Genomic DNA, 23,394 nt, shown 5'->3' with positions numbered 1-23,394 from the left:
ACTGACGCCAGTTCGAGAAAGGTACTGCGTCGACGTCGGAAACGGGGTTAGAGGCCGTCCTCGAAGTCCTCGAGGGCGTACGTCGGCTCCGCGCCGCGCCGGTCGAGGGTCTCGTTGGCGAGCAACCAGTAGACGACCGACAGCGCGCGCCGCCCCTTGTTGTTCGTCGGAACGACGAGGTCGACGTTGCTCGTCTGGTTGTTCGAGTCGCACATGGCGATCACGGGGATGCCGACCGTGATGGCCTCCTTGACTGCCTGCGCGTCACCGATGGGGTCGGTGACGACCAGCACGTCCGGCTCGATGTAGCCGTCGTACTGCGGGTTCGTCAGCGTTCCCGGGATGAACCGGCCGGTCCGGGCGCGCGCGCCGACCGCTTCCGCGAACTTCTCCGCGGGGAAGCGACCGTACTGGCGGCTGGACGTGACCAGAATCTGCTCGGGGTCGTAGTTCGCCAGGAAGTCCGCAGCGGTGCGGATGCGCTCGTCCGTCTTCGAGACGTCGAGCACGTAGAGACCGTCGGTACGGACCCGGTGGATAAACCGGTCCATGTCCTTGGTCTTCTGCTGGGTACCGATGTGGACGCCGGCGCCGAGGTAGTCCTCGACGGGGATGAGGAGGTCGGCCTCCTCGTCGGACATCACGTCCTCGGTGGCCGTGGACTCCGGCTCCGGTTCTTCGGCGGACTGTTCGTCTGTCTGGACCTCGCCTTCGGCGCCCTCCTCGGAGGCAGGCTGCTCCTGCTCCTCGGGGGCGTCCTCGAGTTCGGCCTCTGTGTCGGATTCGTTCTCGCTCATGCTTCGTCCGCGATGCGGATGAGTTCGTTCAGCTTGGCGGTGCGCTCGCCGCCGACCGCGCCCGTCTTGATGAACGGGGCGTCGGTGGCGACGGCGAGGTGTGCGATGGTCGTATCTTCGGTCTCGCCGCTGCGGTGGGAGACCACGGCGTCGTAGCCGTTCCGGGTCGCGAGCTCGATGGCGTCGAACGCCTCGGTCAGCGTCCCGATCTGGTTGGGTTTGACGAGGATGCTGTTGGCCGCGCCCTCGTCGATGCCGCGTCCGAGGCGCTCGGTGTTCGTCACGAACAGGTCGTCGCCACAGACCAGCGTCTGGTCGCCGACCCTGTCGGTGAGTTCGGCGAACGCCTCGAAGGCGTCCTCGTCGAGGGGGTCCTCGACGTACGCGAGGTCGTACTCGTCGACGAGGCCGGCGACGTACTCGATCTGCTCGTCGGTCGAGCGGGTCTCGTCGCCGTAGACGTACTCGCCACCTTCGAAGCACTCCGCGGCGGCCATGTCGAGGCCCATGCGGATGTCGAAGCCGAACTCGTCGGCCACCTCACTGACGGCCTCGGAGACGACCTCGAAGGCGGTGGCGTCGTCGACCGAGGGCGCCCACGCGCCCTCGTCCCCTTTCGCCGCGGGGACACCGCGCTCGTCGAGCAGTTCGCCGACGCGCTCGTGGACGGCGGCGTTCGCGAAGACGGCCTGTCGGACGCTCGGCGCGCCGACGGGGGCCGCGAGGAACTCCTGGATGGCGGTCGCGTCGGCGGCGTGTGCGCCGCCACCGACGACGTTCCCCAGCGGAACCGGGAAGTTCCGGCCGCGGAACGCGCCACCCAGATGCTGGTACAGCGGCACACCGAGGACGTCCGCGGCGGCCTTCGAGGTCGCCATGCTGACGGCGACGGCGCTGTTGGCGCCGATCTCGGAGAAGTCCTCCGTGCCGTCGGCCGAGCGCAGCGCCGAGTCGACGCCGCGCTGGTCGCCGGCGAACTCCCGGCCCTTCAGGCGCGGGGCGACGTGTTCACGGGCCGCCGCGATGGCCTCGTCGACCGGGCGTTCGACGGCCTCGTACTCGCCCGTGCTCGCGCCCGACGGCGCGATAGCACGGCCGAACCCGCCGCTCTCTGTGGTGACCTCGGCCTCCACGGTCTTGTTGCCGCGGGAGTCGAGCACCGGGCGGAATCGGACGGCCTCGATGCGCGTCATTCAGTTCTCCCTCCGGACCGTGAACGGGAGCACCTCGGCGTCGTACTCCTCGGCCGCGATGAGGATGGGCTCCGTCTGGTCGGTGTCGACCAGGACGGGCGCCCCGTAGGACACCTGCAGTGCTCGCGCACCGATGATGCGTGCCTTCTCGTATCGATTGAAGTGCTGTAGTTCGCTCATTGGTAGGGGGAGACCACGTCGACCAGGTCCTGGTGGGAGATCAACATCCGTCGACAGCAGTGCCGGTCCACGCCGAGGTCGTCCAGCACGTCCGCTGGGTCCTCGTCGCCGTCGTGGGAGTCGGCGCGTGCCTTGAACTCTTCCCAGTACTCGCCGACGACGTTACCGCACGTGAAACACCGGACTGGTACCATCATAGCTCGATCACCTCAGCGGTAGGACTTCTGGTAGCGGGCGCGGGCACCGGGGCCGCCCCACTTCTTGGATTCACTCTGGCGGACGTCGTTGACGAGCAGGCTGCGGTCGAACTCCCGGTAGGCGTCGCGGAGCTCCGCGTCGCCGAGGTGTTCGACCAGCCCGCGGGCGATGGCGGTGCGGACCGCGTCTGCCTGACCCGCGAAGCCGCCGCCCGAGACGTCGATGTCGACGTCGACCCCGTCGCGGAGGTCCTCGCCGGCGATGCGGAACGGCTCCAGCATCTTGAAGCGGGACATCTCCGGTTCGACGAGCTCGACGGGCGTGGAGTTGATTCGCACGCGACCCTTCCCGTCGCTCACGGTGGCGCGAGCGACAGCCGTCTTCTTCTTGCCTGACGTGTTGGTTACCATGTGACGTTTGCCCCCAGTTCTTCGGAGACTTCGGCGAGGGTGATGAAGCGGATGTTCGAGAGTCGGTCGAGCGACGTCCCCTCGAGCACCTCGCCGTCCTCGCCGGTCTGGTTGCCGACGTAGATGCGGACGTTCTCGAACGCCTCGCGGCCGGCCTGCTCCTTGTACGGGAGCATGCCGCGGACGGCGCGCTTGAAGATGCCGTCGGGGCGCTTCGGGTAGTACGGACCGCTGTCGGAGCCGAGCTCCGCGCGCTTGTTGTACGTCCCGAGGATGTCGTCTCGCGCGCCGGTGATGATCGCCTGCTCGGCGTTCACGACGGCGACCGTCTCGCCGGCGAGTGCGCGTTCGGCGACGTTGCTCGCCACGCGACCCATGATGCAGTCCCGGGCGTCGACGACCACGTCGGCGTCGAATTCTGCGAGACTCATCGGATCACCCGTACGTCGTTGCCGTCTGGGTTCTGTTCGACTGCCTGTTCGAGATGGACGACGTCGCCGTCGGCGTGCTCGATCTTCGTCTCCGCGCTGCCGGAGAAATCCACGGCAGCGACGGTGACGGATTTTCGAAGCGTGCCGGACCCCAGCACCTTGCCGGGGACGACGACCGTCTCGTCCTCGTTCGCGTATCGTTCGATGCGACTCAGGTTCACCTCGGCGTGCGTGCGGCGCGGCTTCTCCAGCCGACCCGCGACGTCGTGCCAGACGTCCGCGCCCGAATCTCGGGCGACGGACTTCAGTTCGGCGATGAGACTGCTGAGTCTCGGACTTGTCTTGCTCATGCTCCTAACTCCTGGAAATCGTGAGAAAGCGAGTGCAGGGAGCAGGATTTGAACCTGCGAACCCCTACGGGACAGCGCCCTGAACGCTGCGCCTTTGGCCTAACTTGGCTATCCCTGCACGGCCTCGGTGGCGCTACGCTTCTCAGTTGCCCCCGACCCTTCTTACCGATTTCGATTGCCGGACCCGTGGGTCCCGGGGCAGGGACGGACGCCGGCGCGGTAGTAGGGGTCGGATTGGACATTTGTTACAGTTGGACTGCCTGTTCGAGTTCGTCCGCGCGGTCGACCAGGGTGTCGACCGCCCGGAGCACCAGTTCGCTCACGGGCATCGAGCCGTCGGATTCGACGTGGAAGACGAACGCGCCGGGGACGTCCGAAATTTCGACCTCCTGCTCCGGATAGCGCTCGGTGAGGTCGTTGTCGAACTCCTCGGTCCGCACGAGTTCGCCGTCGTCTTCCACGACGCCTCGAATCATCTCTGGCTCGTCGTCCGCGTACTCACCGCGGTCCCCGACCACGTCCACCTGCTGGAGGTGTCGGTAGCCGACAGCGACGCCGCCCTGGTGTTTGGCGTGGTCGCGGCCGTGGGCCAACACCGCGTCGGCCTCGAACTCGAGACGCTGGTCGTCTTTGAGCTCGATGATGGGGACGTTCTTGTCGGCGGCCTCGACGTCCGGATCGGAACTGACGAGGTCGCCGGAGTACGCCGTGCCCGGACCCTCGACGTCGAGCGCGAGCGTCACGGTGTCGCCCACCGCGAAGTCGTCGGGCGTGGTCAGCGGCACCAGCCCGAGACGGAGCGCGATCTGTTCGTCGAACATCACACTGGAGTTCTCCACGAACCGCACGTCCTCGATGGAGAGCGTCGGCACGTCGGCGAGGATTGCTCGCCGGATGCCGTTCGCAAACGCCGGCGTGATGTTGCGGACGACGAACAGGGATTCCCGGTCGCCGCGTTCGATGAATTCGACGTCGAAGTCCGTACTCATGGTTAGTACCCGCTGTTCTTCGGTGGTCGCGTCCCGTCGTGGGGGACCGGGGTGACGTCCTCGATGCGGCCGATCTCGAGGCCGGCGCGCGCCATCGCCCGGATGGCGGCCTGCGCGCCCGGACCCGGGCTCCGCTGCAGGTTGCCACCCGGACCGCGCACGCGAACGTGCACCTTCTCGATGCCCTGGTCCAGGACGTTCTCTGCGAGCTGTTCTGCCATCTGCATCGCGGCGTACGGCGACGCCTCGTCCCGATTCTGCTTCACCACGGAACCGCCACTCGACTTTGCGAGCGTCTCTGCGCCCGTCTCGTCGGTGACCGTCATGATGGTGTTGTTGAACGAGGCGTGGATGTGCGCGATGCCCCATTTGGTGTCGTCAGCCATGCTTATGTCACTCCTGTGCACCGGCGCGAGCCGGGTGCAGTTCGTCGGTGAGGTCACTGCGCTCGTCGAACTCGATGGCGGTCTCCTCGTCGACCGGCACCGTGTACGACGGTGCGGTGACGCGAGCGCCGTCGACCGTGATGTGGCCGTGGTTGACGAACTGGCGGGCCTGCCCCACCGTGTTCGCCAGGCCGTCGCGGTAGACGACGGTCTGGAGGCGTCGTTCGAGGACGTCCGTCACGTCGAGCGACAGGACGTCGTCGAGGCTCTCCTCGTTGGAGAGGATCCCGATGCGCTGGAGGCGGCTGACGAACTCCTCGCCGGAGACCTCGCCGGTCTCGCCGAGCAGCCGTCGCGCCTCGCGACGGAAGTTGCGCAGTTTAGACTGCGCGCGCCAGAACTCCTCCTTGTTCTTCAGGCCGTATCGCGAGACGAGGTCGGACTCCTCCGCGATGCGTTCGCCCTGGTAGGGGTGGTTCGGCGTCTCGTAGAACTTGGTGTTCTCGCCTGGAAGCGCCATTATTCCTCATCACCCTCCGCCGCTTCTTCTGCTGCCTGTTCTTCCTTGATAGCCTCGACGTTGACGCCGATGGTGCCCTCGGTACGACCGGTGGACTTCGTGCGCTGACCGCGGACCTTCTGTCCGCGCTCGTGACGGATGCCCTTGTACGAACGGATCATCCGCATGCGGTTGATGTCCTGGTCGCGGGTGAGACCGAGGTCGTTCCCCGTGATGTGCCGGGTCTCGCCCGAGTAGAAGTCGTTTCGGCGGTTCGCGAGCCACTCCGGTGCGTGCTCGGTGAACCCGTCGACTGCCTCTTTGACGCTGTCGATGTCGTCGTCGTCGAGGCGGCCGATGGTCGCCGAGCGGTTGACGCCGGAGTCGTCCGCGATGACTCGCGCTACGCGACGGCCGACGCCGTCGAGTTCCGCGAGGGCGCGTTCGACGGTCTTCGTCCCGTCGAGGTCTGTCTGACCGATGCGGACGAAGTATCGAATGTCCTCGTCCGCGTCCTGTTGTTCTTCCGAACTCATGATTTGGTGTCTTGCGGAAAGGCGTCGTGGCGGGGATTTGAACCCCGGAGGCTTACGCCACAGAGTTAGCAACCCTGCGCCTTGACCAGGCTAGGCTACCACGACACGACTTTCGTTGGTGTATCTTCGCCCTTCCGGACTCGGGGCCTGGGCCCCTACAGTGACTGCGTCTGAGAGAAATCGCGGCCCGTACTTAAACATCACGAAAGGCTGGCCCACCGACACCCCGCGCCGTCCCTCACACTTCGATGTAGTCGTCGTTCACTTCCCAGCCACCATCCCCGTCTTCGACCATGTACTCGCCGTAGTACGGCACCCGGTTCTCGATCGTCTCCCGGAACGCCTCGCGGATCTCCGGTTTCGTCATCTCGCCCATCGACCGCAGGTCGTCGTTGCGGTTCAGACAGCCCTTGAGGTAGCCCTCGTGGGTGACGCGCACGCGGTGGCAGTTCGCACAGAACTCCTCGTTCCCCACGGGGTCGACGATCTCGACCATGCCGCCGTTCACCCAGTAGCGCCGCCTGTCGTGCATCTCTCGCGTCTCCACGCGGTCGGCGCGCTCGGCGAGCCAGTCGTGGACGTCCTCGATGTCCACCGCCCACTCCGGGTGGCCGGCGAGTTCCGGCATGTACTCGATGAGCTGTAACTGGAGGGCGTCGTTCTCCGCGACGTGGTCGACCATCTCCGGGACGTAGCCAGCCGTCTTCCGGAAGACGACCATGTTCAGCTTCACGGGGTCGAGGCCGGCGTCGACGGCCGCCCGGACGCCCTCTAGGACGCGCTCGTACGTCCCGCTCTTCGTGAGCGCCTTGAAGTCCTCGGCGTCCAGGGCGTCCTGGGAGACGTTCACCCGTTCGAGCCCGGCGTCCACGAGGTCCTCGGCCCGCCCCGGCAGGAAGGTGCCGTTGGTCGTCATCGACACCTCCATCGAGTCGGGCGTCCGCTCGATTATCTCCTCCAGGTCGTCGCGCAGCATCGGTTCCCCGCCGGTGAGCTTCACCGCCTCCACGTCGAACTCGGCGGCGACATCGAGGAACCGGACCACGTCGTCCGCGCTCATCTCGTGGTCCCGGGGGTCCATCGGGCCCCGCGTGTCCCCGAGTCCCTCGTTGTGGCAGTAGACGCAGTCGAAGTTGCACCGGTCAGTGAGGGACACGCGGACGCCGGACACCTCACGCCCGAACGAGTCCGAGAGCATGGCCTAACGTCCCACGCAGAGACGTTTAAATCCGCGGGTGGAAACGGCCCATTCGTAACCAAATGTGGTTACTCGATCGGACGCACCGACAGCCGTTCGACACAACCCTTATCGGCACGCCACGTCCTACTCGCAGCCATGAACGAAGACGACGTGCGGGAGCTCCTTCGGGACGTCGAGGACCCCGCGCTCGGCGACGACATCGTCTCGCTGGGGCTCGTCAACGACTTCGACGTGGACGGCGACACGGTCACCATCTCGCTCGCGCTCGGCGCGCCGTACTCCCCCGCCGAGACGGACATCGCTGCCCGCGTGCGCGAGGTGCTCGCCGACGCCGGCCTGGAGTCGGACCTCACCGCGGCCATCCCCGACCGCAACGGCCAGGACGTTCTCCCTGGCGTCAAGAACGTCGTCGCTGTCGCGTCCGGGAAGGGCGGCGTCGGCAAGTCTACCGTCGCCGTCAACCTCGCCGCGGGTCTCGCCGACCGCGGCGCCCGCGTCGGTCTCTTCGACGCAGACATCTACGGCCCCAACGTCCCGCGGATGGTCGACGCCGACGACCACCCGCAGGCCACCGAGAACGAGACCATCGTCCCGCCGGAGAAGTACGGGATGAAGCTGATGAGCATGGCGTTCATGATCGGCGAGGACGACCCCGTCATCTGGCGCGGCCCGATGGTCCACAAGGTCCTCACCCAGCTCATCGAAGACGTCGAGTGGGGCCACCTCGACTACCTCGTCGTCGACCTCCCGCCGGGCACCGGCGACACGCAGCTCACGCTCCTCCAGACCGTCCCGCTCACCGGCGCCGTCGTCGTCACCACCCCGCAGGACGTGGCCGTCGACGACGCTCGGAAGGGGCTGCGTATGTTCGGCCGCCACGACACCACGGTCCTCGGTATCGTCGAGAACATGGCCACGTTCGTCTGTCCCGACTGCGGCGGCGACCACGACATCTTCGGCAGCGGCGGCGGCGAGCAGTTCGCCGAGGACAACGACCTCCCGTTCCTCGGCTCTATCCCGCTCGACCCGAGCGTCCGCACCGGTAGCGACGAAGGCCAACCCGTGGTCCTCGACGACGACAACCAGACCGGAGAGTCGTTCCGCGAGTTCGCCGCAGAGACCGCCGACATGCTCGGGTTCGTCAACCGCCGGAGTGTCAGCGATGACTGACTTCGACGACACCGAGAAACGCGACGCGCTCCGCGCCGTCGCCGACGAACTCCGAGAGAAAGAGACCGAAGAGGCCGAGCGCATCGCCGCGCTCGTCCACCGCGTCAGCGATATCTACGACGACAGCGAGGACACAGACCCCCAACACGTCTACCTCAACATGCGGAACATCCTGCAGATATCGGAGCAAGGCGGTATCGACCGCTGACGGTTTATCGACGGCGACGGCGCCAGAGGACGCCGACGAACAGGAGGGCCACTGTGAGGCCCGCTCCAATCTTCTGATTGCGGGGAGAGAGGTAGTCGTCGTCCACGTATCCGTCGCGGTACTGTCGAGCCGACTCGTTGCTGTAGTCGGGGCTGTCGCCGACACCCGGCATTGTCTCGAACTCGTCGTCCCACGCCTTGGTGTCGTTGCCGGGTTTCGCCAGGAACTCCTTCTGGTCGAACTTGCCCTCGGGTTCTCCCACGTTGTCGAAGACTCGAACCTTCCCCGCGACGACGTCGCCGCTGGCCTCTTTCAGTGGTAGCGTGAACACGCGCGTCTCGTTCTCCTGCGGTGCGCCGATATCGTCCACGTTCTTCGTCTCGAACGTTTTCGCCTGGACGTAAATCCCGTACCCCCGCTTCGTCGGGTTCCGGACGGCGACTTTGAGCGCCGTCGAACTGTTTTCGTCGTACCGGACGACCTCGACGTTCTCGATGTAAGGTGCTGGAACGTCGGGGTCGCTGGCATTCATCTCCTGTGTGAAGTTGTAGACGTACGTTGTTTCGAACACGCCTAGAGTGACTGTGTGGTTGTCCCGTTTGACGTCGAGGTGTTCTGTGACGTTCTTCACTACGAATTTCGACTCACCGGGCTGAAGTGTCGGCATTTCAGGCGCAGCAGTCCTATCATCCACGGTTGCTCCAAAAGCACTCGCAGTTTTGTGCTCTCCTTTGTTTGCAACTAGAACACAATACTGGTTCTTTTCTGGCGAGAACTGGAAGGTATACTTGACGTGTGAATTGAACGTGGGATCCTTGTCTACGACGATCTTCTTTTCAGCGCCGTTACACGGGTTCCCGGACTGCTTACTAGAGCCACCTACGAGCACGGGACTCGTAGCTATGAGCAGCACCACAACAATCAGCGTGAACAGTTGACTACTCCTCATTGTTTGGCTTCATCTCCTCGATTACTATATTTCTAACCGATTCCTCTGGTAAAAACCCACGGGACGTAAGGTTAACCTCGATTTGTCGCTCTCGAGTATGTCGACCAAAGGTCTGCTTCCCTTGGTGGCGTACGTACTGCTCGACAATCGTGGCTTCTCCTCGTCCGATCGTTTCGAGGACGTCCCACTCTGGTTTGGTGTGATCTAGCGTCACCACTTCGGTCCCAACTTGCTTCTCGAGTACCCACTCCTTTGTCGGACGACTCGCACCGATACGCGTATTCGGAGCCATCGCCTCAACTTCGGCCACCGACCGTCTCGTCACCGTCCTCTCGATTTGCCACTCGTACGCTGCTGGTTCGACTTTCGTTCGGTTTTCGGCCAGGTAGACGTACACTGTCTCCGAATGCCTCTTCTCGAATTCGAACTCGTACTGTCGTTCGTACTCAGGTTCCCTGAGCGTAATCTGACGCTTCCTGCCGGTGTACTCGTGTGACCAGTCCCGGGGGACCTCCGACCAGTACGTCTTCTCCACCGTTCTCGTCCGGGTTACAGCCCGCGTTCGTGTCACAGTGTGGTGTTCCGTTTCGGTGACCGTCGTCTGGTAAGGGACACAGCCGAAAGCAGTACACCGCTCCCGTGTCACAACCTCCGTTTCGGTAGTAGTGTACGTGTCTTCGTAGGTCTCTGTCGTCTCGTAGGTCTCGGTCTCCTCGTACCGGAACTGCTTCTGGGTTCGATACGCACCGCGTTCTACGAGTTTGCGACGGGTCTCACCGGTGAACGTCCCGGAGCCACTTCGGCTGGATCGCCACTCACGTTCGGTCGTCGTCCATCTGCGAGTCTCCATCCTCGAGCCTGCGTCGGACCAGTCAGGATGGAGTTCGAGGAAGTCGCTACGACGGCCTCGTTGCCGGAACTGCTGGCGTTCGACGTCGTACTCGGCCTCCTCGACTTTGACGCGCTCTTCGATGAGGTACTCACGGCCACTGTTGGTTACTAACGCGACGTCGTAGCCGTTTTCGAGAAGCGTGTCGCGATACTCCTCGTTGGCGGTAGTCCGCGACTTGTATTCCGGCCGTTCGACGAGGTAGCTGACGGACGTCGCCACATCACGCAGTTCGGTTTTCACCAGTACGTACACCGACGGTTCTGGAAGAGGAGATTCGTACTCGACAGTCGGGTGTTCGGTCGGATACGAGCTAACTATCAACGGCTCATCATTCTCGACGAATGCTCGTGCTGGGACTGCCACAGTCCATCGATACTGGCGTGAACTCGGCTCCGCGTCCGGGGCGCCGATTTCGTCACTTCTACCCCTCAACAGCTCTTTTCGCAGTACCCGTCCTTCGTCGACGTTCAGGTTGACAGACACCGAATCTCCGTACGTCGGCTTGGAGAAGTGGAAGAGTTTTGACCGCACCGAGAACGTGACCGTCTCGTTCGGATAGAATGGTCCTCGATTAGTAATCTGGGCGCTGCGCAGGTCCGGGGCGAACCACCTCAAGAGGCCATTCGTACTACTCGTTTGCTCGTGCGAATCCGTAAGCTCCAACTTTGCGAGCTTGAACGAATCCAGGGTCGCTTGTGGACCTTCTGTGTGATCTCCATCAACTCCGTACCAATCGTAATCTAATTTCGTTTGGTCGGGATCGAACGAATTACTCGCGTCGAACTCAATTCCAGGTCTAGCAGGGCCGTCATCCGCCTGGGGAGTGACAACTGAGACGCGAATCTCGGGTGGTGAAGGAGTCACCTTTATTGTTGAGATATCTGTCAGTATTGGTTCTCCCGATATGAAGTGGATTCCTGCCTTCCCTTTTATCTCTCCTAAATTCCGGTTATACGCATTCTTCTCTATGACTAGAATGTCACCATTTGATCTGGTCTCTCTCCGAATCTCCGACTCTTCACCAGTATATGTCAATTTTACCCGAGATTTAACTGCATCTGTGGATACCCCGTTCAAGTCAATCACAACACGATACGTCGCCATGTACCGTGACTCGTGGATTCGCGGGTGATACTGGTCGAGCGGCCCCTCCTGAACGAACCCGGCAGAGACGACCCTCGGAGGTCCGGGGACAGTCACCGTCCGAACGACAGTTTCGATCTGCCCGCGACGGTCGCGGGCCTCCACCGTCACGATGTGTTTTCCAGGGTCGAGCGAACTGAGACGCTTCACAGTGCTCAGACTCCTACCGGTCCGGTCGTTCCGGAAATTCCCCGTGGTGAGTGTCTCGACGGGTTGACCGTCGACGCTGATGACGAGTGACTCGAGATTCCCGAGGGCGTCGGTCGCCTGCACGTCTAGAGAGACGATACTGCCGTTCTCGATGTCGAGCTCGGAGACGTCTGGGGCGGGGTCCGCCACGACAGTCCGACTACCGTCGGGGAAAGTCGCCACACCCGAGGAGCCACCGTTCGGAACTGCGTACAGTCCGTGCCTCCCAGGGGTGAACGCGAGCGAGGCCGAGTCACCCGTTGCGACCCGCTGTCCGTCGACGTGCCAGCTCCCGCTCGCAGTCCCACTGAGGACGTACTCGCCACGGAGGTCGTCGCTCTCGGTGAGTACGCGAGGACCGTCGATGGTGTCGGTCTCTGCTGACGAACCGCTGGACCCTCCCGTCGGCGAGGACGGTGGCGTAGTGGGCCGTGTGACCGCCACAGTCCGTGTGGCCTCGGCCCGCTGACCGTCGGCATCGACCGCGACGACTGTCACCTCGTGAGTGCCCGTCGTCGGGAACCGAACACGGTGTTCCGGCGCAGCCGTTGAGTCGTCGAGGGACGACGTGAAACGTTGCTCCCCGTCGACGTACCAGATGGCGCGCTCGAGTGGTGCTGCGCCGGCGGTGATGTCCGCGGTGAACTCACCCCGTGCACCCGTCGTGAGCCGACTGGGACCCGCGAGTGACGCGTCGGGTGGAGCCCCGGGTTCGACGGTCACGTAGAGGGTGTCCGTCGCCGTCGCGCCATCATCGTCGGTCACCTGGAGCGTCACCTCGTACGTACCGACGCTGGTTGCCTGGAACTGCGATCGCTCACAGTTCCCGCAGTCGAGGGTCGTGGCCGTCCCGGCCGGAGTGGTGACGGTCCACTCGTAGCTAGAGACGACGCCGTCCGGGTCGCGGGAGCCACCCCCGTCGAGGTAGACGGTGGATCCGCGAGTGGTGGTCTGGTCGAGGCCTGCGTCGGCGAGCGGGGGTTCGTTCGAGGTGGCGATTCCCGGTGTAGTCGCGGCCGCGAGTAGTACGAGCACGGCCAGCAGCCAGTCTGCTTTCACACTACGAATAGTTGAATGTTCGATATGGTATATAAAATTTCAGGAACGGCGCTGAGGATATTATGGCCGGTGAGTTACCGGCCAGCCACTCCGAAATCAGGGTCTCCGCCGCGTCTACGGCAGACCTTCATTATCTTTCCATGATAATGGATGGCAAACGATTTAGTAGCCAACGTACCAACCTCGGGTAACGGTCCAGACGAGGGCCAGATTCACTATGACTAACGACGAACTCATCTGGCGAGTGGCGGGCGGTTCCGGCGACGGAATCGACTCCACGAGTCAGAACTTCGCGAAGGCGTTGATGCGCTCGGGGCTCGACGTCTTCACGCACCGTCACTATCCCTCCCGGATCCGCGGCGGCCACACGTTCGTGGAGATCCGGGCGAAGGATGGCAACGTAACCTCGCGCGGGGATGGCTACAACTTCCTCCTCGCACTGGGCGACTCGTTCGCCCGGAACCCGACCGACGACGCCGTCTACGGCGACGAAGAAGTGAAGCCGCTGACGGAGAACCTCGACGACCTCCGCGAGGGCGGCATCATCGTCTACGACGAGGGACTCCTCGACGAGGACGACGTCGACGGCCTCGAGGAGCAGGCCGAGGAGAACGGCTGGCACGTCTATCCGCTCGACCTCCGCGGCATCGCCAAGGAGCACGGCCGAGAGGTCATGCGGAACACGGCTGGCGTCGGCGCGACGGCCGCGCTCACCGGCATGGAGCTCGACCACATCGAGGACCTGATGAGCGACGCGATGGGCGGCGATATCCTCGACCAGAACCTCGAGGTCCTCCACGACGCCTACGACCAGGTCAGCGAGATGGAGTTCTCCCACGACCTGCGCGTGCCCGAGGGCGAGCACGACGAAGAGCAGGTGCTCGTCTCCGGGAGCCACGGCATCGCGTACGCGTCCATCGACGCCGGCTGTCGGTTCATCGCCGGATACCCGATGACGCCGTGGACTGACGTGTTCACCATCATGACGAACCTCCTGCCGGACATGGGCGGCATCTCCGAGCAGGTCGAGGACGAGATTGCGGCGGCGGCGCTCGCAGTGGGCGCCTCGCACACTGGCGTGAAGGCGATGTCCGGGTCGTCGGGCGGCGGCTTCGCGCTGATGAGCGAGCCGCTCGGTCTCGCCGAGATGACCGAGACGCCGCTCGTGCTGCTCGAGGCGATGCGCGCTGGTCCCTCCACGGGGATGCCGACGAAGCCCGAGCAGGCCGACCTCGAACACATCCTCTACACGAGCCAGGGCGACAGCCACCGCGTGGCGTTCGGCCCCAGCGACCCGAAGGAGTGTTACGAGCAGACGCGGGCGGCGTTCGAGATCGCCTGGGAGTACCAGATCCCCTCGATCGTCGTCTTCGACCAGAAGCTCTCCGGTGAGTACCGGAACGTGGACGCCTCCTTCTTCGACCGCGAGCCGAACCCGACGCTCGGGAGCACGCTCACGGAGGACGAACTGGCGGAGGCGCCCCACGACGACACGGGGAAGTTCCACCGCTTCCAGCAGCAGACGGACAACGGCGTCAGCCCGCGATCGATTCCCGGCCAGAAGGGCGGCCGTTACCTCGCCTCCGGCAACGAGCACTGGCCGAACGGCCACATCGCGGAGGACCCCGACAACCGCCAGATGCAGGTCGACCGACGCATCCAGAAGCTGGAGTCCATCCGCGCCGACCTCGACGAGCGCGAGCAGCAGGTCGTCTACGGTGACGAGGACGCCGACTTCGGTCTCATCGTCTGGGGCAGCCAGCAGGGCACCGTCGAGGAGGCCGTCGAACGCCTCAACGACGACGGCAACAGCGTGAAGGCGCTGGGCGTCAGCGACCTCGCGCCGTTCCCGGCCGAGGAGGTACAGGCGTTCGTCGAGAGCGTCGACGAGGCCATCGTCGTGGAGATGTCCGCGACCAAGCAGTTCCGCGGCCTCATCCAGAAGGAGGCCGGGACCTTCGGCGGGAAGCTCTCCAGTCTCCTGAAGTACAACGGCAACCCGTTCGAGCCCGCGGAGATCGTGGAAGCCGTCGAGATCGAACAGGACGGTGGCGGCGAACTCCCGACCGCTCAGACCACCCTCGAACACGCGGCAGGTGACTAACCATGAGCAAGGCATTCAGCGCTATCGGTGAGGAACGGGAGGTCGAACGAGACGAGTTCACGCCCGGCGTCGAACCGCAGCCGACGTGGTGTCCTGGCTGTGGCGACTTCGGCGTCCTGAAGGCGCTGAAGGGCGCGATGGCGGAGCTCGGCAAGGACCCAGAGGAGATCCTGCTCTGTACGGGCATCGGCTGCTCGGGGAAGCTCAACAGCTACTTCGACAGCTACGGTTTCCACACGATCCACGGTCGTTCCCTGCCGGTCGCCCGCGCCGCGAAGCTGGCGAACCACGACCTCGAAGTGGTCGCGGCCGGCGGCGACGGCGACGGCTACGGCATCGGTGGCAACCACTTCATGCACACGGCGCGTGAGAACCACGACATCACGTACATCGTGTTCAACAACGAGATCTTCGGGCTGACGAAGGGACAGACGTCCCCGACCTCCCCGAAGGGCCACAAGTCCAAGACCCAGCCCCACGGCTCCGCGAAGGACCCGATCCGGCCGCTCTCGATGAGCCTCTCGGCTGGCGCCTCCTACGTCGCGCGGACGGCCGCGGTCAACCCGAACCAGGCACAGGAGATCCTCGTCGAGGCGATGGAGCACGACGGCTTCTCGCACGTCGACTTCCTGACCCAGTGCCCGACGTGGAACAAGGACGCCAAGCAGTACGTCCCGTACGTGGACGTCCAGGACTCCGACGACTACGACTTCGACGTCTCCGACCGGCGCGAGGCCTCGGAGATGATGTACGAGACGGAGGACGCGCTCCACGAGGGCACCGTGCTGACTGGCCGCTACTACAAGCAGGAGGGCCGCAACTCCTACCAGCAGGAGAAGCAGTCCCGTGGCGACATGCCCGAGGAACCGCTCGCCGGCGCCTACTTCGACGACGACAAGGAGTGGGAGCGGTCCTACGAGTTCATCGACCGCCACAAGTAGCCCCGCAGTACCGGGGAGCGGCTCCCCGAGGAGAGTGGACTGGCACCGGACGAGCCATCACTTTCCGATTCGGAAGATATTTTTTCAAAGCCGCCAAACTACTGTCTGTGAGTACCGAATCGACGGAAGACCGAATCCTCGCCGCCCTCGAGGAGGACGCGCAGGCGTCGTACGCGGACATCGCCGCGCGGGCCGACGTCTCGAAGCCGACGGTGCGCAAGTACATCGACAAACTCGAGGAGGAGGGCGTCATCGTCGGCTACTCTGCCGACGTGGACCCGAAGAAACTGTCGGGCCAGAGCATCGCTCTCGTGGGCATCGACGTGGCCTCCGAGCGCTACGTGGAGGCGACCCGGGATCTGAAAGAACTGGACGCCGTGCGGGCGCTCTACACCTCCAGTGGCGACCACATGCTGATGGCCGAGGTCCGCGCTGCGGACGGCGACGAACTCGGCGGCGTCATCAGCGACGACGTGCTGGGCATCGACGGCGTCACCGCCGCCCACCCTTCTTTCCTGCAGGAACGGCTCAAGTAGTGGTCGTCGCGAGCAGTTCGTCGATGCGCTCGATAGCCTCGCGCACGTCCTCCGTACTTCTCGCGAACGACGCGCGCAGGTAGTCCGTCGCCCCGTCTCCGAAGTCGGGGCCGGGCGTCATCGCCACGCCGGCCTCCTCCAGGAAGACGTCCGCGACGTCGAAGGCGTCTCCGAGGTCCGAGACGTCGAGCAGCAGGTAGTAGGCGCCCTCCGGGGTGTAGCCGACGTCGAACCCCCAGCGCTCGGCCGCCTCGAGCAGGAGGTCGCGGCGTTCGCGGTACGCCTCGCGGTGTTCCGCCAACTGCTCGGTCCCCTCGCGGATGGCGGCCTCGGCGCCCGCCTGCACGAACGGCGGTGCGCAGATGAGCACGTTCTGGGAGAGGCGGTTGATGGCCTCGACGTACTCGGGCGGACAGACCGCCCAGCCGAGGCGCCACCCGGTCATTCCGTAGCGCTTCGAGACGCCGTCGAGGACGAACGCGTCGTCGGTGTACTCCAGGACGGAGTGCTCCTCGGCGTCGAACGCGAGGCCGTGGTACACCTCGTCGGAGACGACCATCGTGTCGGTGCGGTTGGCCAGGTCGACGAGGTCCGAGAGCGTCTCCCCGCTCGTGACGGCGCCCGTCGGGTTCGCGGGGGAGTTCAGCAGCATCGCGGCGGTGTCGTCGTCGACGACCTGCTCGTAGGCGTCGACGCTCGGTTCGAAGCCGTCGGCCGGGTCGAGTTCGACCGTTCTGACCTGGCCCTCGGCCTGTCGCACGAAGTTCGGGTAGCAGGCGTAGTACGGGTCCGTCAGCACGACCTCCTCGCCGGGGTCGACAATCGAGAGGAGCGCGAGCAGGAGCGCGGGCGAGGACCCGGGCGTGACGATGATGCGGTTGGTCGGCACGTCGACGCCGTACGTCTCAGCGTAGTAGTCGCTGATCGCCTCGCGGAGCGACGCCGTGCCGCGCGAGGTGCCGTAGTCGTCGTCGCCTGCCCGGAGTGCTGCAACCGCTGCATCCGTCGCTGCTTCCGGCGGCCGGAAGTCGGGTTCGCCCACTTCCATGTGGACGACACCCTCGAGTTCGCTCGCCCGCTCGAGCACGTCCATCGCCGCGAACGGCGTGGTGTCGGTTGCGCGCTCCGATGGCATAGCGCGAGGAAAGGGGTTCGTCGGTATAACCATTCGTCGGTCGACAACACTTGCCGGCGTTCCAGCACCGTACCAAGCCACGCGGGCGCACGCCGCCGGAGTTTTGCGTCCACCGCCCCAACCGCACCCATGGCGACGTTCGAGCGTGAACTCCGCGTCCGCGCCCCGTTCGAGGACGTCTGGGAGTTCCACTCAACCATCGACGGACTCCAGGCGCTCACGCCGCGGTGGGCGAACCTCCGCGTCGAGGCGGTCCAGTATCCGGAGGGCAGCGAGGGGGACGTGCTCACCGCGGGCACCCGCATCCGGATGTCTGTTCGGCCGTTCGGGGTGGGACCCCGTCAGCGCTGGGTGTCCCGCATCATCGAGCGCGAGGAGGGGGACGGCCACGCCTACTTCGCCGACGTGATGGAGGAGGGCCCGTTCCCCGAGTGGGAGCATACACACTCGTTCTACGCCGACGGCGACGAGACGCTGGCCCGCGACCGGGTCGAGTACCGCACGCCCGTCGGCGGCGTCGCGGACGAACTGGCGGGGCTGTTCTTCGAGCCCATGTTCCGCTACCGCCACCGACGAACCCGCGAGATTCTCGAACGGCCGTAGGTTTATCGGCCTCAGAGCCCACCGTGCAGTCATGGCACACGTCACCGTCGTCGGCGGCGGTCCAGCGGGACTGAGCGCGGCACTATTCACCGCGAAGAACGGCCTCGACACCACGGTGTTCGACACCGACGAGACGTGGATGCACAAGGCCCACCTGTTCAACTACCCGGGCATCGACTCCATCGACGGAACTGCGTACGTCGAGGACGTCCGCGAACAGGTCGACGGCTTCGGCGCCGAGCGCCACCAGGGCGAGGCGGTCACGGGCGTCAACGTCCACGACGACGGCTTCGAAGTTCTGACCGAAGCCGACGAGTACGACTCGGACTACCTGGTCCTCGCGACCGGCGACGACCTGGACCTCGCGGAGCAACTGGGGTGTGCGATGACCGAGGAGGGCGTCGTCGGCGTCGACGTGAGCATGGAGACGAGCGTCGAAGACGCCTACGCGACGGGCGCGATGGTGCGCGCCGGGGAGTGGCAGGCGGTCATCGCCGCGGGCGACGGCGCCGCTGCCGCGCTCAACATCCTCTCGAAGGAGGCGGGCGAGGAGTTCCACGACTTCGAGACGCCCGAGGACATCGAGTAAGCAGTAGCCGCTCCAACAGATTGGGGGTGGCGGCGGTCCGGAAAACACGGGATAGCGGCCCGATAACCGGGTTATGCGGGCGACTAATTCTACTTGACTAGGCCGGTAGTTGAAGTATGTTCAGACCGTGGCTGTGGTATGGCCAGGGTTATGTCAGGGTGCACTCCGGACACCGTTGGGGACGTACAGATCGGCCAGACGCCGGGAATCGAGACCAGTTCTAACCGGGGGGAGCGGGCGCGTGTTTGCTAAGCTCTCGGCGGCCGTCGACCGGCTGCGGAGCGAGAAGACCACCGCCGACCAGCGGGCAGCGCAGGCCCTGAAATCGCGGGAGGAAGCGGAGGAACAGTCCGAGACTGCCGAGGAGCAGTCACGCTCCGGGCTCTTCCACTGTCCGTCCTGTGACACCGTCTACGTCGCGACCGAGAAGGAGACGTGTTCGAACTGCGACGGCTCCGTCGCGAAGGTTCGGTCGACCCTTCAGAACCGCTAGCCACGGCGTTCTAGGCCCAGCCGTCCACGATTTCTCGGCGCATTGGTGGCGCGGCCGTCTGGCCGCGAGCGCAACGCCTAACGGCGGCCCCCGCCACCACAGTTCGTGAACAGTCCAGACGACTTGCCGGTACCGCCGATGGTGGGCGTCGCCGTCGCGGTGGTGGCGGTCAGCACGAGCGCGGTGCTCGTCGACCTCAGCAATGCCCCGAGCCTCGTGAAGGCGTGCTACCGCGTGCTGTTCATGACCGCGCTCGTAGCGCCGTTCGCGGCCCGCGAGCGCGACCAGTTCGCGTCAGTCTCGGGCAGCGACTGGGCGCTCGTCACCCTCTCGGGGGCGCTTTTGGCGCTGCACTTCGCGTCGTGGTTCGCCTCCATCGACTACACCAGCATCGCGGCGTCGGCGACGCTCGTCCAGACGCAACCGGCGTTCGTCGCCGTCGGCGCGTGGTTGCTGCTGGACGAGCGCGCGAGCGCTCGCATCGTCGGCGGCATTCTCGTCGCCATCGCCGGGTCGGTGCTCCTGTCTGCGGGAGAGTTTCTCGGCGGCGCGACAGTGGGGCCGAACCCCGAACTCGGCAACGCGCTCGCAGTCCTCGGGGCGGCCGCCGCAGCGGGCTACGTGCTCGCCGGCCGCTCCGTGCGCCAGCGGCTGTCGCTCGCACCGTACGTCTTCGTCGTTTACGGCGTCTGCACGGCCGTCCTATTCGCTGTCGCCGTGGCGCGCGGACTGCCGCTGGTCGACTACCCCGCCCACGAGTGGGCGCTGTTCGCGGCGATGGCCGTCGGGCCGGGGCTGTTCGGCCACACGCTCATCAACTGGGCGCTGAAGTACGTCGAGTCCAGCGTCGTCAGCGTCTCCCTGCTCGGGGAGTCCGTCGGTGCCGCGCTGCTCGCGCTCGCCATCTTCGGCGAGGTTCCCGGGGAGTTCACCATCGCCGGCGGCGCCATCATCCTCTTCGGCATCGCGCTCACCGCCACCGGGCGGGCGACGTAACCGGCTACACCACGAGACGTCGCGCAGCAGCCGCCGCAAACTGATTTTTTTATAGGCTCGCCGTCACAACCACCGGTAGAGATGGTGGGATCCGAGACCGACGCCGTGCCGGCGCTTCCGGACATCGTCGACCTGGTCGGGGAGCGCGGGCTCACGCTCACGCTGTACAACGACGACGCTGGCGACGGCATCCGCCGGGACGTTCGTAAGTACTTCGAGGTGCAGAGCGTCGACCTCAGGCGCGCGACCACCGACGACGGCCGCCCGCGGAACTTCCTCGTGCTCCACGACCGCGACGAGTTCGTCGCCGCGACGAGTTTGTCGTCCCTCTACCGCGTGATCCGACCCAACTCCGAGCTACTCGACCTCACAGACCCCGACGAGATCGAGTATCCGGACCTGCTCCAGCAGATCGACCATACAGTGTTCACGGACTACGGCTGGCGGCGAATGACCATCGCCTCCCGGGAAATCGAGGAGTTCGCCTACCGACACGGCGGCAGCCTCCACGCCGGCTTCCAGGCGTTCTCGAACCTCAAACCGCAGTACACCCTCTACGACCGGCTGGCGAGAGCGGGCGTCGACACCCACCTCTACGGGGAGCCGGACTGGCGCGTTCCGAGCGAGGTCCACGACCTCCACGAGTACGAGGACGACGAAATCAGGTCGACGTGGTTCGTGGTGCTGGACGCCGAACGGGACGCGGAGAAGCGCGCGCTGCTCGCCGAGGAACGCGAGCGCGACCAGTTCTACGGGTTCTGGACGTTCGACGAAGATATCGTCGACACCATCCTTGACCGACTCGGAGCGTTCCCGTCGACGCGGTCCTCAACCCTCGACTACGCGGATTGACTCGCGCCACGCCTCGGGAATCGGCGTGCTCGTCCCCGTCTCCGGGTCGAGGACGACCTGCACCGTCTCGCCCTCGGCCACGACCCCCTCGCCGTCGCGCAGCTCGTAGGCCATCGTGAAACTCGACTCCCCGAGGTCGGTGACGGACACCGCTACCGTCACCTCATCGGCGTACTGGACCGACCGGACGAAGTCCACCTCGATGTGCGCGACGACCATGCTCAGTTCGTCGGCCGGGACGCCGAGTTCGTCCCGGAGGTACTTCGTCCGCGCCTCCTCCATGTACGTGACGTAGGTGGCGTTGTTGACGTGCCCCATCTCGTCGTGGTCCTGGTAGCGGACGTCGACGGTGGTCGTGTACGGGAACTCGGTCATCGCCCGGAACTGCGCCCGCCGACCGCATAACGCCCGCGGTTCAGGCGAACTCGTCTGGCCGGTCGACGTCCCGCCTCACGCCCGGGTCGCCCGTCTCCACGACGGCCGCGTCGTCGGCCGAGAACAAGACTTCTTTCCCGCCCGTGTCGCCGTCGCTGTCGGCGAGCGCGGGGAAGTGCATCGCGTCGAACAGCACCGGATTTCCTCGCTCTCCCTCGTTGCCAGCGGCGAGCGCGGTGGCCGTCCCGTCTTCGTAGGCAGCCACCAGCGCCTGGATGCTCTCGGCGTCGACGTAGGGCATATCGCCGAGCGCGAACACGGCGGCGTCCACGTCGCCGAGCGCCCGAACGCCTGCACGCACGGACGACGCCTGCCCCGTCTCGTACTCGGGATTCTCCAGGAACGAGACGTCGAGTCCAGCCAGCGCCTCACGGACGCGGTCGGCCTCGTAGCCGACGACGACGAGCACGTCGTCGATGCCTGCCGCGAGCACCGTCTCCGCACTCCGGCGGACCATCGGTTCCCCCTCCTTCCCGCCGCTCTCCGCGGAGCCGTCCGCCCTGTCCACTTCGGCGAGCAGTTTGTTCGCCTCGCCGAACCGGGAACTCGTCCCCGCCGCCAGCAGGACGCCCGCGACACGCGAACGCCCTGTCCGCTCGGCCGGCGGGTCGACGACTGGGAGGCTCATTCCACGACGGGGTACGGGACGACCCGCACCTCCTCGCCCGCGCTCAGCCCTGCTTCGGTGAGCACGAAGCCGTCGGCCCGGGTCGCGCGCGTGCTCGACGACAGCACGCTGGGGTCGAACGTCTCCTCGTAGACGGAGAGCGCCGAGTCGGCGTGCCCGAGCGGCGTGGCCTCACCGCCGTCCAGTGTGACCGGAACCGCGTACTCGAAGCCCTCCGGGCCGAGGCCGACGTCGTTGGTGAACGTCGCGGGAACGGTCGGGAGGTCCGCGCGCCCGGTGAAGAACGGGCGAGCGACGAGCGACGAGATGGTGTGTGCGCCGACGGGTTTGCCGGGAATCGCGAACACCGTCGCGTCGTGGTCCGGGAGGGCAGCGAGCGCGATGGGTTTGCCCGGCCGGACGGCCACGCGGTGGAACCGAACCTCGCCGAGGGTGTCCAGCGCGCGGATGACGTAGTCCTTCTTGCCGACGCTCGTGCCGCCCGTGGTCAGGAGGACGTCGTGTTCGTCGGCGAGTTCCGAGATGCGGTCCTCGACCGTCTCGTAGTCGTCGGGGACGCTGCCCTCGTGGGTCGCGTCGTGGCCCCACGACTGCACGAGGCCCGCGAGCATTGGGGAGTCCAGGTCGTCGATGCGTCCCTCGTGGATCTCGGTCCCGGTCGCCAGCACACCCACCGAGAACCGCTCGCGCACCGCCACGTCCTCCACGCCGAGGTCCCGCAGGAATATCGCGTCCTTCGGCGACAGCACCTCGCCCGCGGTGAACAGCCGTTCGCCGGCCTCGACGTTGCTGCCGCGCTCGTAGACGTACGTCCCGGGTTCGAGGTCGGTCCCCCGGAGTTCACCGTTCTCGACTGTCGACTCCTCGACTTTCAGCACGGCGTTGGCGCCCGCCGGGAGCGGCGCGCCGGTCGCGATTCGGACCGCCTCGTCGGCGTCGAGCGTCCCCGGGTCGTCCTCCGGAAACACCTCGCGGTCGACGACCTTGTAGGGGTAGTCGGCACTCGCGTCGAAGGCGAACCCGTCCATCGTCGCGTGGCTGTGCGGGGGCTGGTCCGCCGTCGCTTCGACGTCGGTCGCGAGCACCCGACCCGCGATGTCGTCGAGCGCCACCGTTTCCGTGCCGAGGCGGTCCACTGTGGTCTCGCGGTGGTCGAGCACGCGCTCGACGGCGTCGTCGCGGGACAGCATGTCCGCGTGGTCGTGGTCCATGCTATAGACGAACGCGGCCCACCCGTTATGTCTTGTCCCCTGCCGTGGGCTGCTCGCGGAACCGTATAAGAAATCGAAACAGTATCGTGAA

28 protein-coding genes and 2 tRNA genes are annotated in these 23,394 nt (G+C 65.6%); 10 read left to right on the top strand and 20 right to left on the bottom strand.

What is annotated here, in order from left to right:
• Nucleotides 1-47: 47 nt before the first annotated feature.
• From HALDL1_11680 to HALDL1_11615, 14 genes are all read right to left on the bottom strand, one after another.
• A complete protein-coding gene (locus HALDL1_11680) occupies nt 48-797 on the bottom strand; it encodes a 30S ribosomal protein S2 (GenBank protein ID AHG04185.1) in 750 nt (249 codons plus the stop codon).
• On the bottom strand, nt 794-1,990 hold the full coding sequence (locus tag HALDL1_11675; GenBank protein ID AHG04184.1) for an enolase: 1,197 nt from the start codon (nt 1,988-1,990) through the stop codon (nt 794-796). Before HALDL1_11675 ends, HALDL1_11680 begins: the two co-directional genes overlap by 4 nt.
• On the bottom strand, nt 1,991-2,170 hold the full coding sequence (gene rpoK, locus HALDL1_11670) for a DNA-directed RNA polymerase subunit K (protein ID AHG04183.1): 180 nt from the start codon (nt 2,168-2,170) through the stop codon (nt 1,991-1,993).
• On the bottom strand, nt 2,167-2,367 hold the full coding sequence (locus HALDL1_11665) for a DNA-directed RNA polymerase subunit N (GenBank protein ID AHG04182.1): 201 nt from the start codon (nt 2,365-2,367) through the stop codon (nt 2,167-2,169). The genes rpoK and HALDL1_11665 overlap by 4 nt, the downstream gene beginning before the upstream one ends.
• Nucleotides 2,368-2,379: 12 nt before the next feature.
• Nucleotides 2,380-2,778, bottom strand: coding sequence for a 30S ribosomal protein S9 (locus tag HALDL1_11660; protein ID AHG04181.1), 399 nt, complete (start codon nt 2,776-2,778; stop codon nt 2,380-2,382).
• Nucleotides 2,772-3,209, bottom strand: a complete 438-nt coding sequence (locus tag HALDL1_11655; GenBank protein AHG04180.1) for a 50S ribosomal protein L13 — start codon at nt 3,207-3,209, stop codon at nt 2,772-2,774. Before HALDL1_11655 ends, HALDL1_11660 begins: the two co-directional genes overlap by 7 nt.
• Entirely contained in the window at nt 3,206-3,559 is a 354-nt protein-coding gene (locus tag HALDL1_11650) for a 50S ribosomal protein L18 (protein ID AHG04179.1), read from the bottom strand. The genes HALDL1_11655 and HALDL1_11650 overlap by 4 nt, the downstream gene beginning before the upstream one ends.
• Before the next feature lie 33 nt (nt 3,560-3,592).
• Nucleotides 3,593-3,677 (bottom strand) — tRNA-Leu (locus HALDL1_11645).
• Nucleotides 3,678-3,804: 127 nt separating this feature from the next.
• Nucleotides 3,805-4,548, bottom strand: coding sequence for a DNA-directed RNA polymerase subunit D (locus tag HALDL1_11640; GenBank protein AHG04178.1), 744 nt, complete (start codon nt 4,546-4,548; stop codon nt 3,805-3,807).
• 2 nt (nt 4,549-4,550) lie between these two features.
• A complete protein-coding gene (locus HALDL1_11635) occupies nt 4,551-4,934 on the bottom strand; it encodes a 30S ribosomal protein S11 (GenBank protein AHG04177.1) in 384 nt (127 codons plus the stop codon).
• Between the two features lie 7 nt (nt 4,935-4,941).
• On the bottom strand, nt 4,942-5,454 hold the full coding sequence (locus tag HALDL1_11630) for a 30S ribosomal protein S4 (protein AHG04176.1): 513 nt from the start codon (nt 5,452-5,454) through the stop codon (nt 4,942-4,944).
• On the bottom strand, nt 5,454-5,969 hold the full coding sequence (locus tag HALDL1_11625) for a 30S ribosomal protein S13 (protein AHG04175.1): 516 nt from the start codon (nt 5,967-5,969) through the stop codon (nt 5,454-5,456). Before HALDL1_11625 ends, HALDL1_11630 begins: the two co-directional genes overlap by 1 nt.
• Nucleotides 5,970-5,991: 22 nt before the next feature.
• A tRNA-Ser gene (locus HALDL1_11620) sits at nt 5,992-6,074 on the bottom strand.
• Nucleotides 6,075-6,207: 133 nt separating this feature from the next.
• A complete protein-coding gene (locus tag HALDL1_11615; GenBank protein ID AHG04174.1) occupies nt 6,208-7,167 on the bottom strand; it encodes a radical SAM protein in 960 nt (319 codons plus the stop codon).
• Nucleotides 7,168-7,305: 138 nt separating this feature from the next.
• Between HALDL1_11615 and HALDL1_11610 the strand changes: the two genes are divergently transcribed.
• The gene (locus HALDL1_11610; protein ID AHG04173.1) at nt 7,306-8,340 is read left to right on the top strand and encodes an ATP-binding protein; all 1,035 of its coding nucleotides are present in this window, start codon (nt 7,306-7,308) and stop codon (nt 8,338-8,340) included.
• Nucleotides 8,333-8,548: a hypothetical protein gene (locus HALDL1_11605; GenBank protein AHG04172.1), complete on the top strand. Its 216-nt coding sequence runs from the start codon at nt 8,333-8,335 to the stop codon at nt 8,546-8,548. The genes HALDL1_11610 and HALDL1_11605 overlap by 8 nt, the downstream gene beginning before the upstream one ends.
• Before the next feature lie 4 nt (nt 8,549-8,552).
• Here HALDL1_11605 and HALDL1_11600 read toward each other — a convergent pair whose 3' ends face one another.
• Nucleotides 8,553-9,179, bottom strand: coding sequence for a hypothetical protein (locus tag HALDL1_11600; protein AHG05314.1), 627 nt, complete (start codon nt 9,177-9,179; stop codon nt 8,553-8,555).
• A gap of 307 nt (nt 9,180-9,486) precedes the next feature.
• Nucleotides 9,487-12,765, bottom strand: coding sequence for a hypothetical protein (locus HALDL1_11595; protein ID AHG04171.1), 3,279 nt, complete (start codon nt 12,763-12,765; stop codon nt 9,487-9,489).
• A 232-nt stretch (nt 12,766-12,997) separates the two neighbouring features.
• On the opposite strand from HALDL1_11595, the gene HALDL1_11590 reads away from it, so the two are divergent.
• From HALDL1_11590 to HALDL1_11580, 3 genes are all read left to right on the top strand, one after another.
• On the top strand, nt 12,998-14,884 hold the full coding sequence (locus HALDL1_11590) for a 2-ketoglutarate ferredoxin oxidoreductase subunit alpha (protein AHG04170.1): 1,887 nt from the start codon (nt 12,998-13,000) through the stop codon (nt 14,882-14,884).
• 2 nt (nt 14,885-14,886) lie between these two features.
• Nucleotides 14,887-15,825: a 2-ketoglutarate ferredoxin oxidoreductase subunit beta gene (locus tag HALDL1_11585; protein AHG04169.1), complete on the top strand. Its 939-nt coding sequence runs from the start codon at nt 14,887-14,889 to the stop codon at nt 15,823-15,825.
• A gap of 107 nt (nt 15,826-15,932) precedes the next feature.
• The gene (locus HALDL1_11580) at nt 15,933-16,361 is read left to right on the top strand and encodes an AsnC family transcriptional regulator (protein AHG04168.1); all 429 of its coding nucleotides are present in this window, start codon (nt 15,933-15,935) and stop codon (nt 16,359-16,361) included.
• Here the strand turns inward: HALDL1_11580 and HALDL1_11575 are convergent.
• Nucleotides 16,354-17,496 carry an aspartate aminotransferase gene (locus HALDL1_11575; GenBank protein AHG04167.1) on the bottom strand — a complete coding sequence of 381 codons (1,143 nt, stop codon included), beginning with the start codon at nt 17,494-17,496 and terminating at the stop codon, nt 16,354-16,356. The two genes, HALDL1_11580 and HALDL1_11575, sit on opposite strands and share 8 nt — an antisense overlap.
• Before the next feature lie 129 nt (nt 17,497-17,625).
• On the opposite strand from HALDL1_11575, the gene HALDL1_11570 reads away from it, so the two are divergent.
• The 5 genes from HALDL1_11570 to HALDL1_11550 all read left to right on the top strand — a co-directional run bounded on the left by HALDL1_11570 (nt 17,626) and on the right by HALDL1_11550 (nt 21,029).
• Entirely contained in the window at nt 17,626-18,099 is a 474-nt protein-coding gene (locus HALDL1_11570) for a cyclase (GenBank protein ID AHG04166.1), read from the top strand.
• Between the two features lie 31 nt (nt 18,100-18,130).
• The gene (locus tag HALDL1_11565; protein ID AHG04165.1) at nt 18,131-18,688 is read left to right on the top strand and encodes a thioredoxin reductase; all 558 of its coding nucleotides are present in this window, start codon (nt 18,131-18,133) and stop codon (nt 18,686-18,688) included.
• A gap of 241 nt (nt 18,689-18,929) precedes the next feature.
• A complete protein-coding gene (locus HALDL1_11560; GenBank protein AHG05313.1) occupies nt 18,930-19,181 on the top strand; it encodes a hypothetical protein in 252 nt (83 codons plus the stop codon).
• A 105-nt stretch (nt 19,182-19,286) separates the two neighbouring features.
• Entirely contained in the window at nt 19,287-20,177 is an 891-nt protein-coding gene (locus HALDL1_11555) for a transporter (protein ID AHG04164.1), read from the top strand.
• 81 nt (nt 20,178-20,258) lie between these two features.
• Entirely contained in the window at nt 20,259-21,029 is a 771-nt protein-coding gene (locus HALDL1_11550; protein ID AHG04163.1) for a histidine kinase, read from the top strand.
• On the opposite strand, the gene HALDL1_11545 is transcribed toward HALDL1_11550, so the two are convergent.
• Genes HALDL1_11545 through HALDL1_11535 form a run of 3 tightly spaced genes read right to left on the bottom strand, consistent with a single transcriptional unit; the run spans nt 21,006 to nt 23,303 of the window.
• Nucleotides 21,006-21,404: a thioesterase gene (locus HALDL1_11545; GenBank protein AHG04162.1), complete on the bottom strand. Its 399-nt coding sequence runs from the start codon at nt 21,402-21,404 to the stop codon at nt 21,006-21,008. The two genes, HALDL1_11550 and HALDL1_11545, sit on opposite strands and share 24 nt — an antisense overlap.
• 40 nt (nt 21,405-21,444) lie before the next feature.
• Complete coding sequence (locus HALDL1_11540; GenBank protein AHG04161.1) at nt 21,445-22,092, bottom strand: molybdopterin-guanine dinucleotide biosynthesis protein MobA; 648 nt, start codon at nt 22,090-22,092, stop codon at nt 21,445-21,447.
• Nucleotides 22,089-23,303, bottom strand: a complete 1,215-nt coding sequence (locus HALDL1_11535; GenBank protein ID AHG04160.1) for a molybdenum cofactor biosynthesis protein — start codon at nt 23,301-23,303, stop codon at nt 22,089-22,091. Before HALDL1_11535 ends, HALDL1_11540 begins: the two co-directional genes overlap by 4 nt.
• Nucleotides 23,304-23,394: the final 91 nt, after the last annotated feature.

This window comes from Halobacterium sp. DL1 (assembly GCA_000230955.3).
Classification (GTDB): domain Archaea; phylum Halobacteriota; class Halobacteria; order Halobacteriales; family Halobacteriaceae; genus Halobacterium.
The sequence above is the reverse complement of the archived record's forward strand: the minus strand, read 5'-3'. Positions and strand labels throughout refer to the sequence as shown.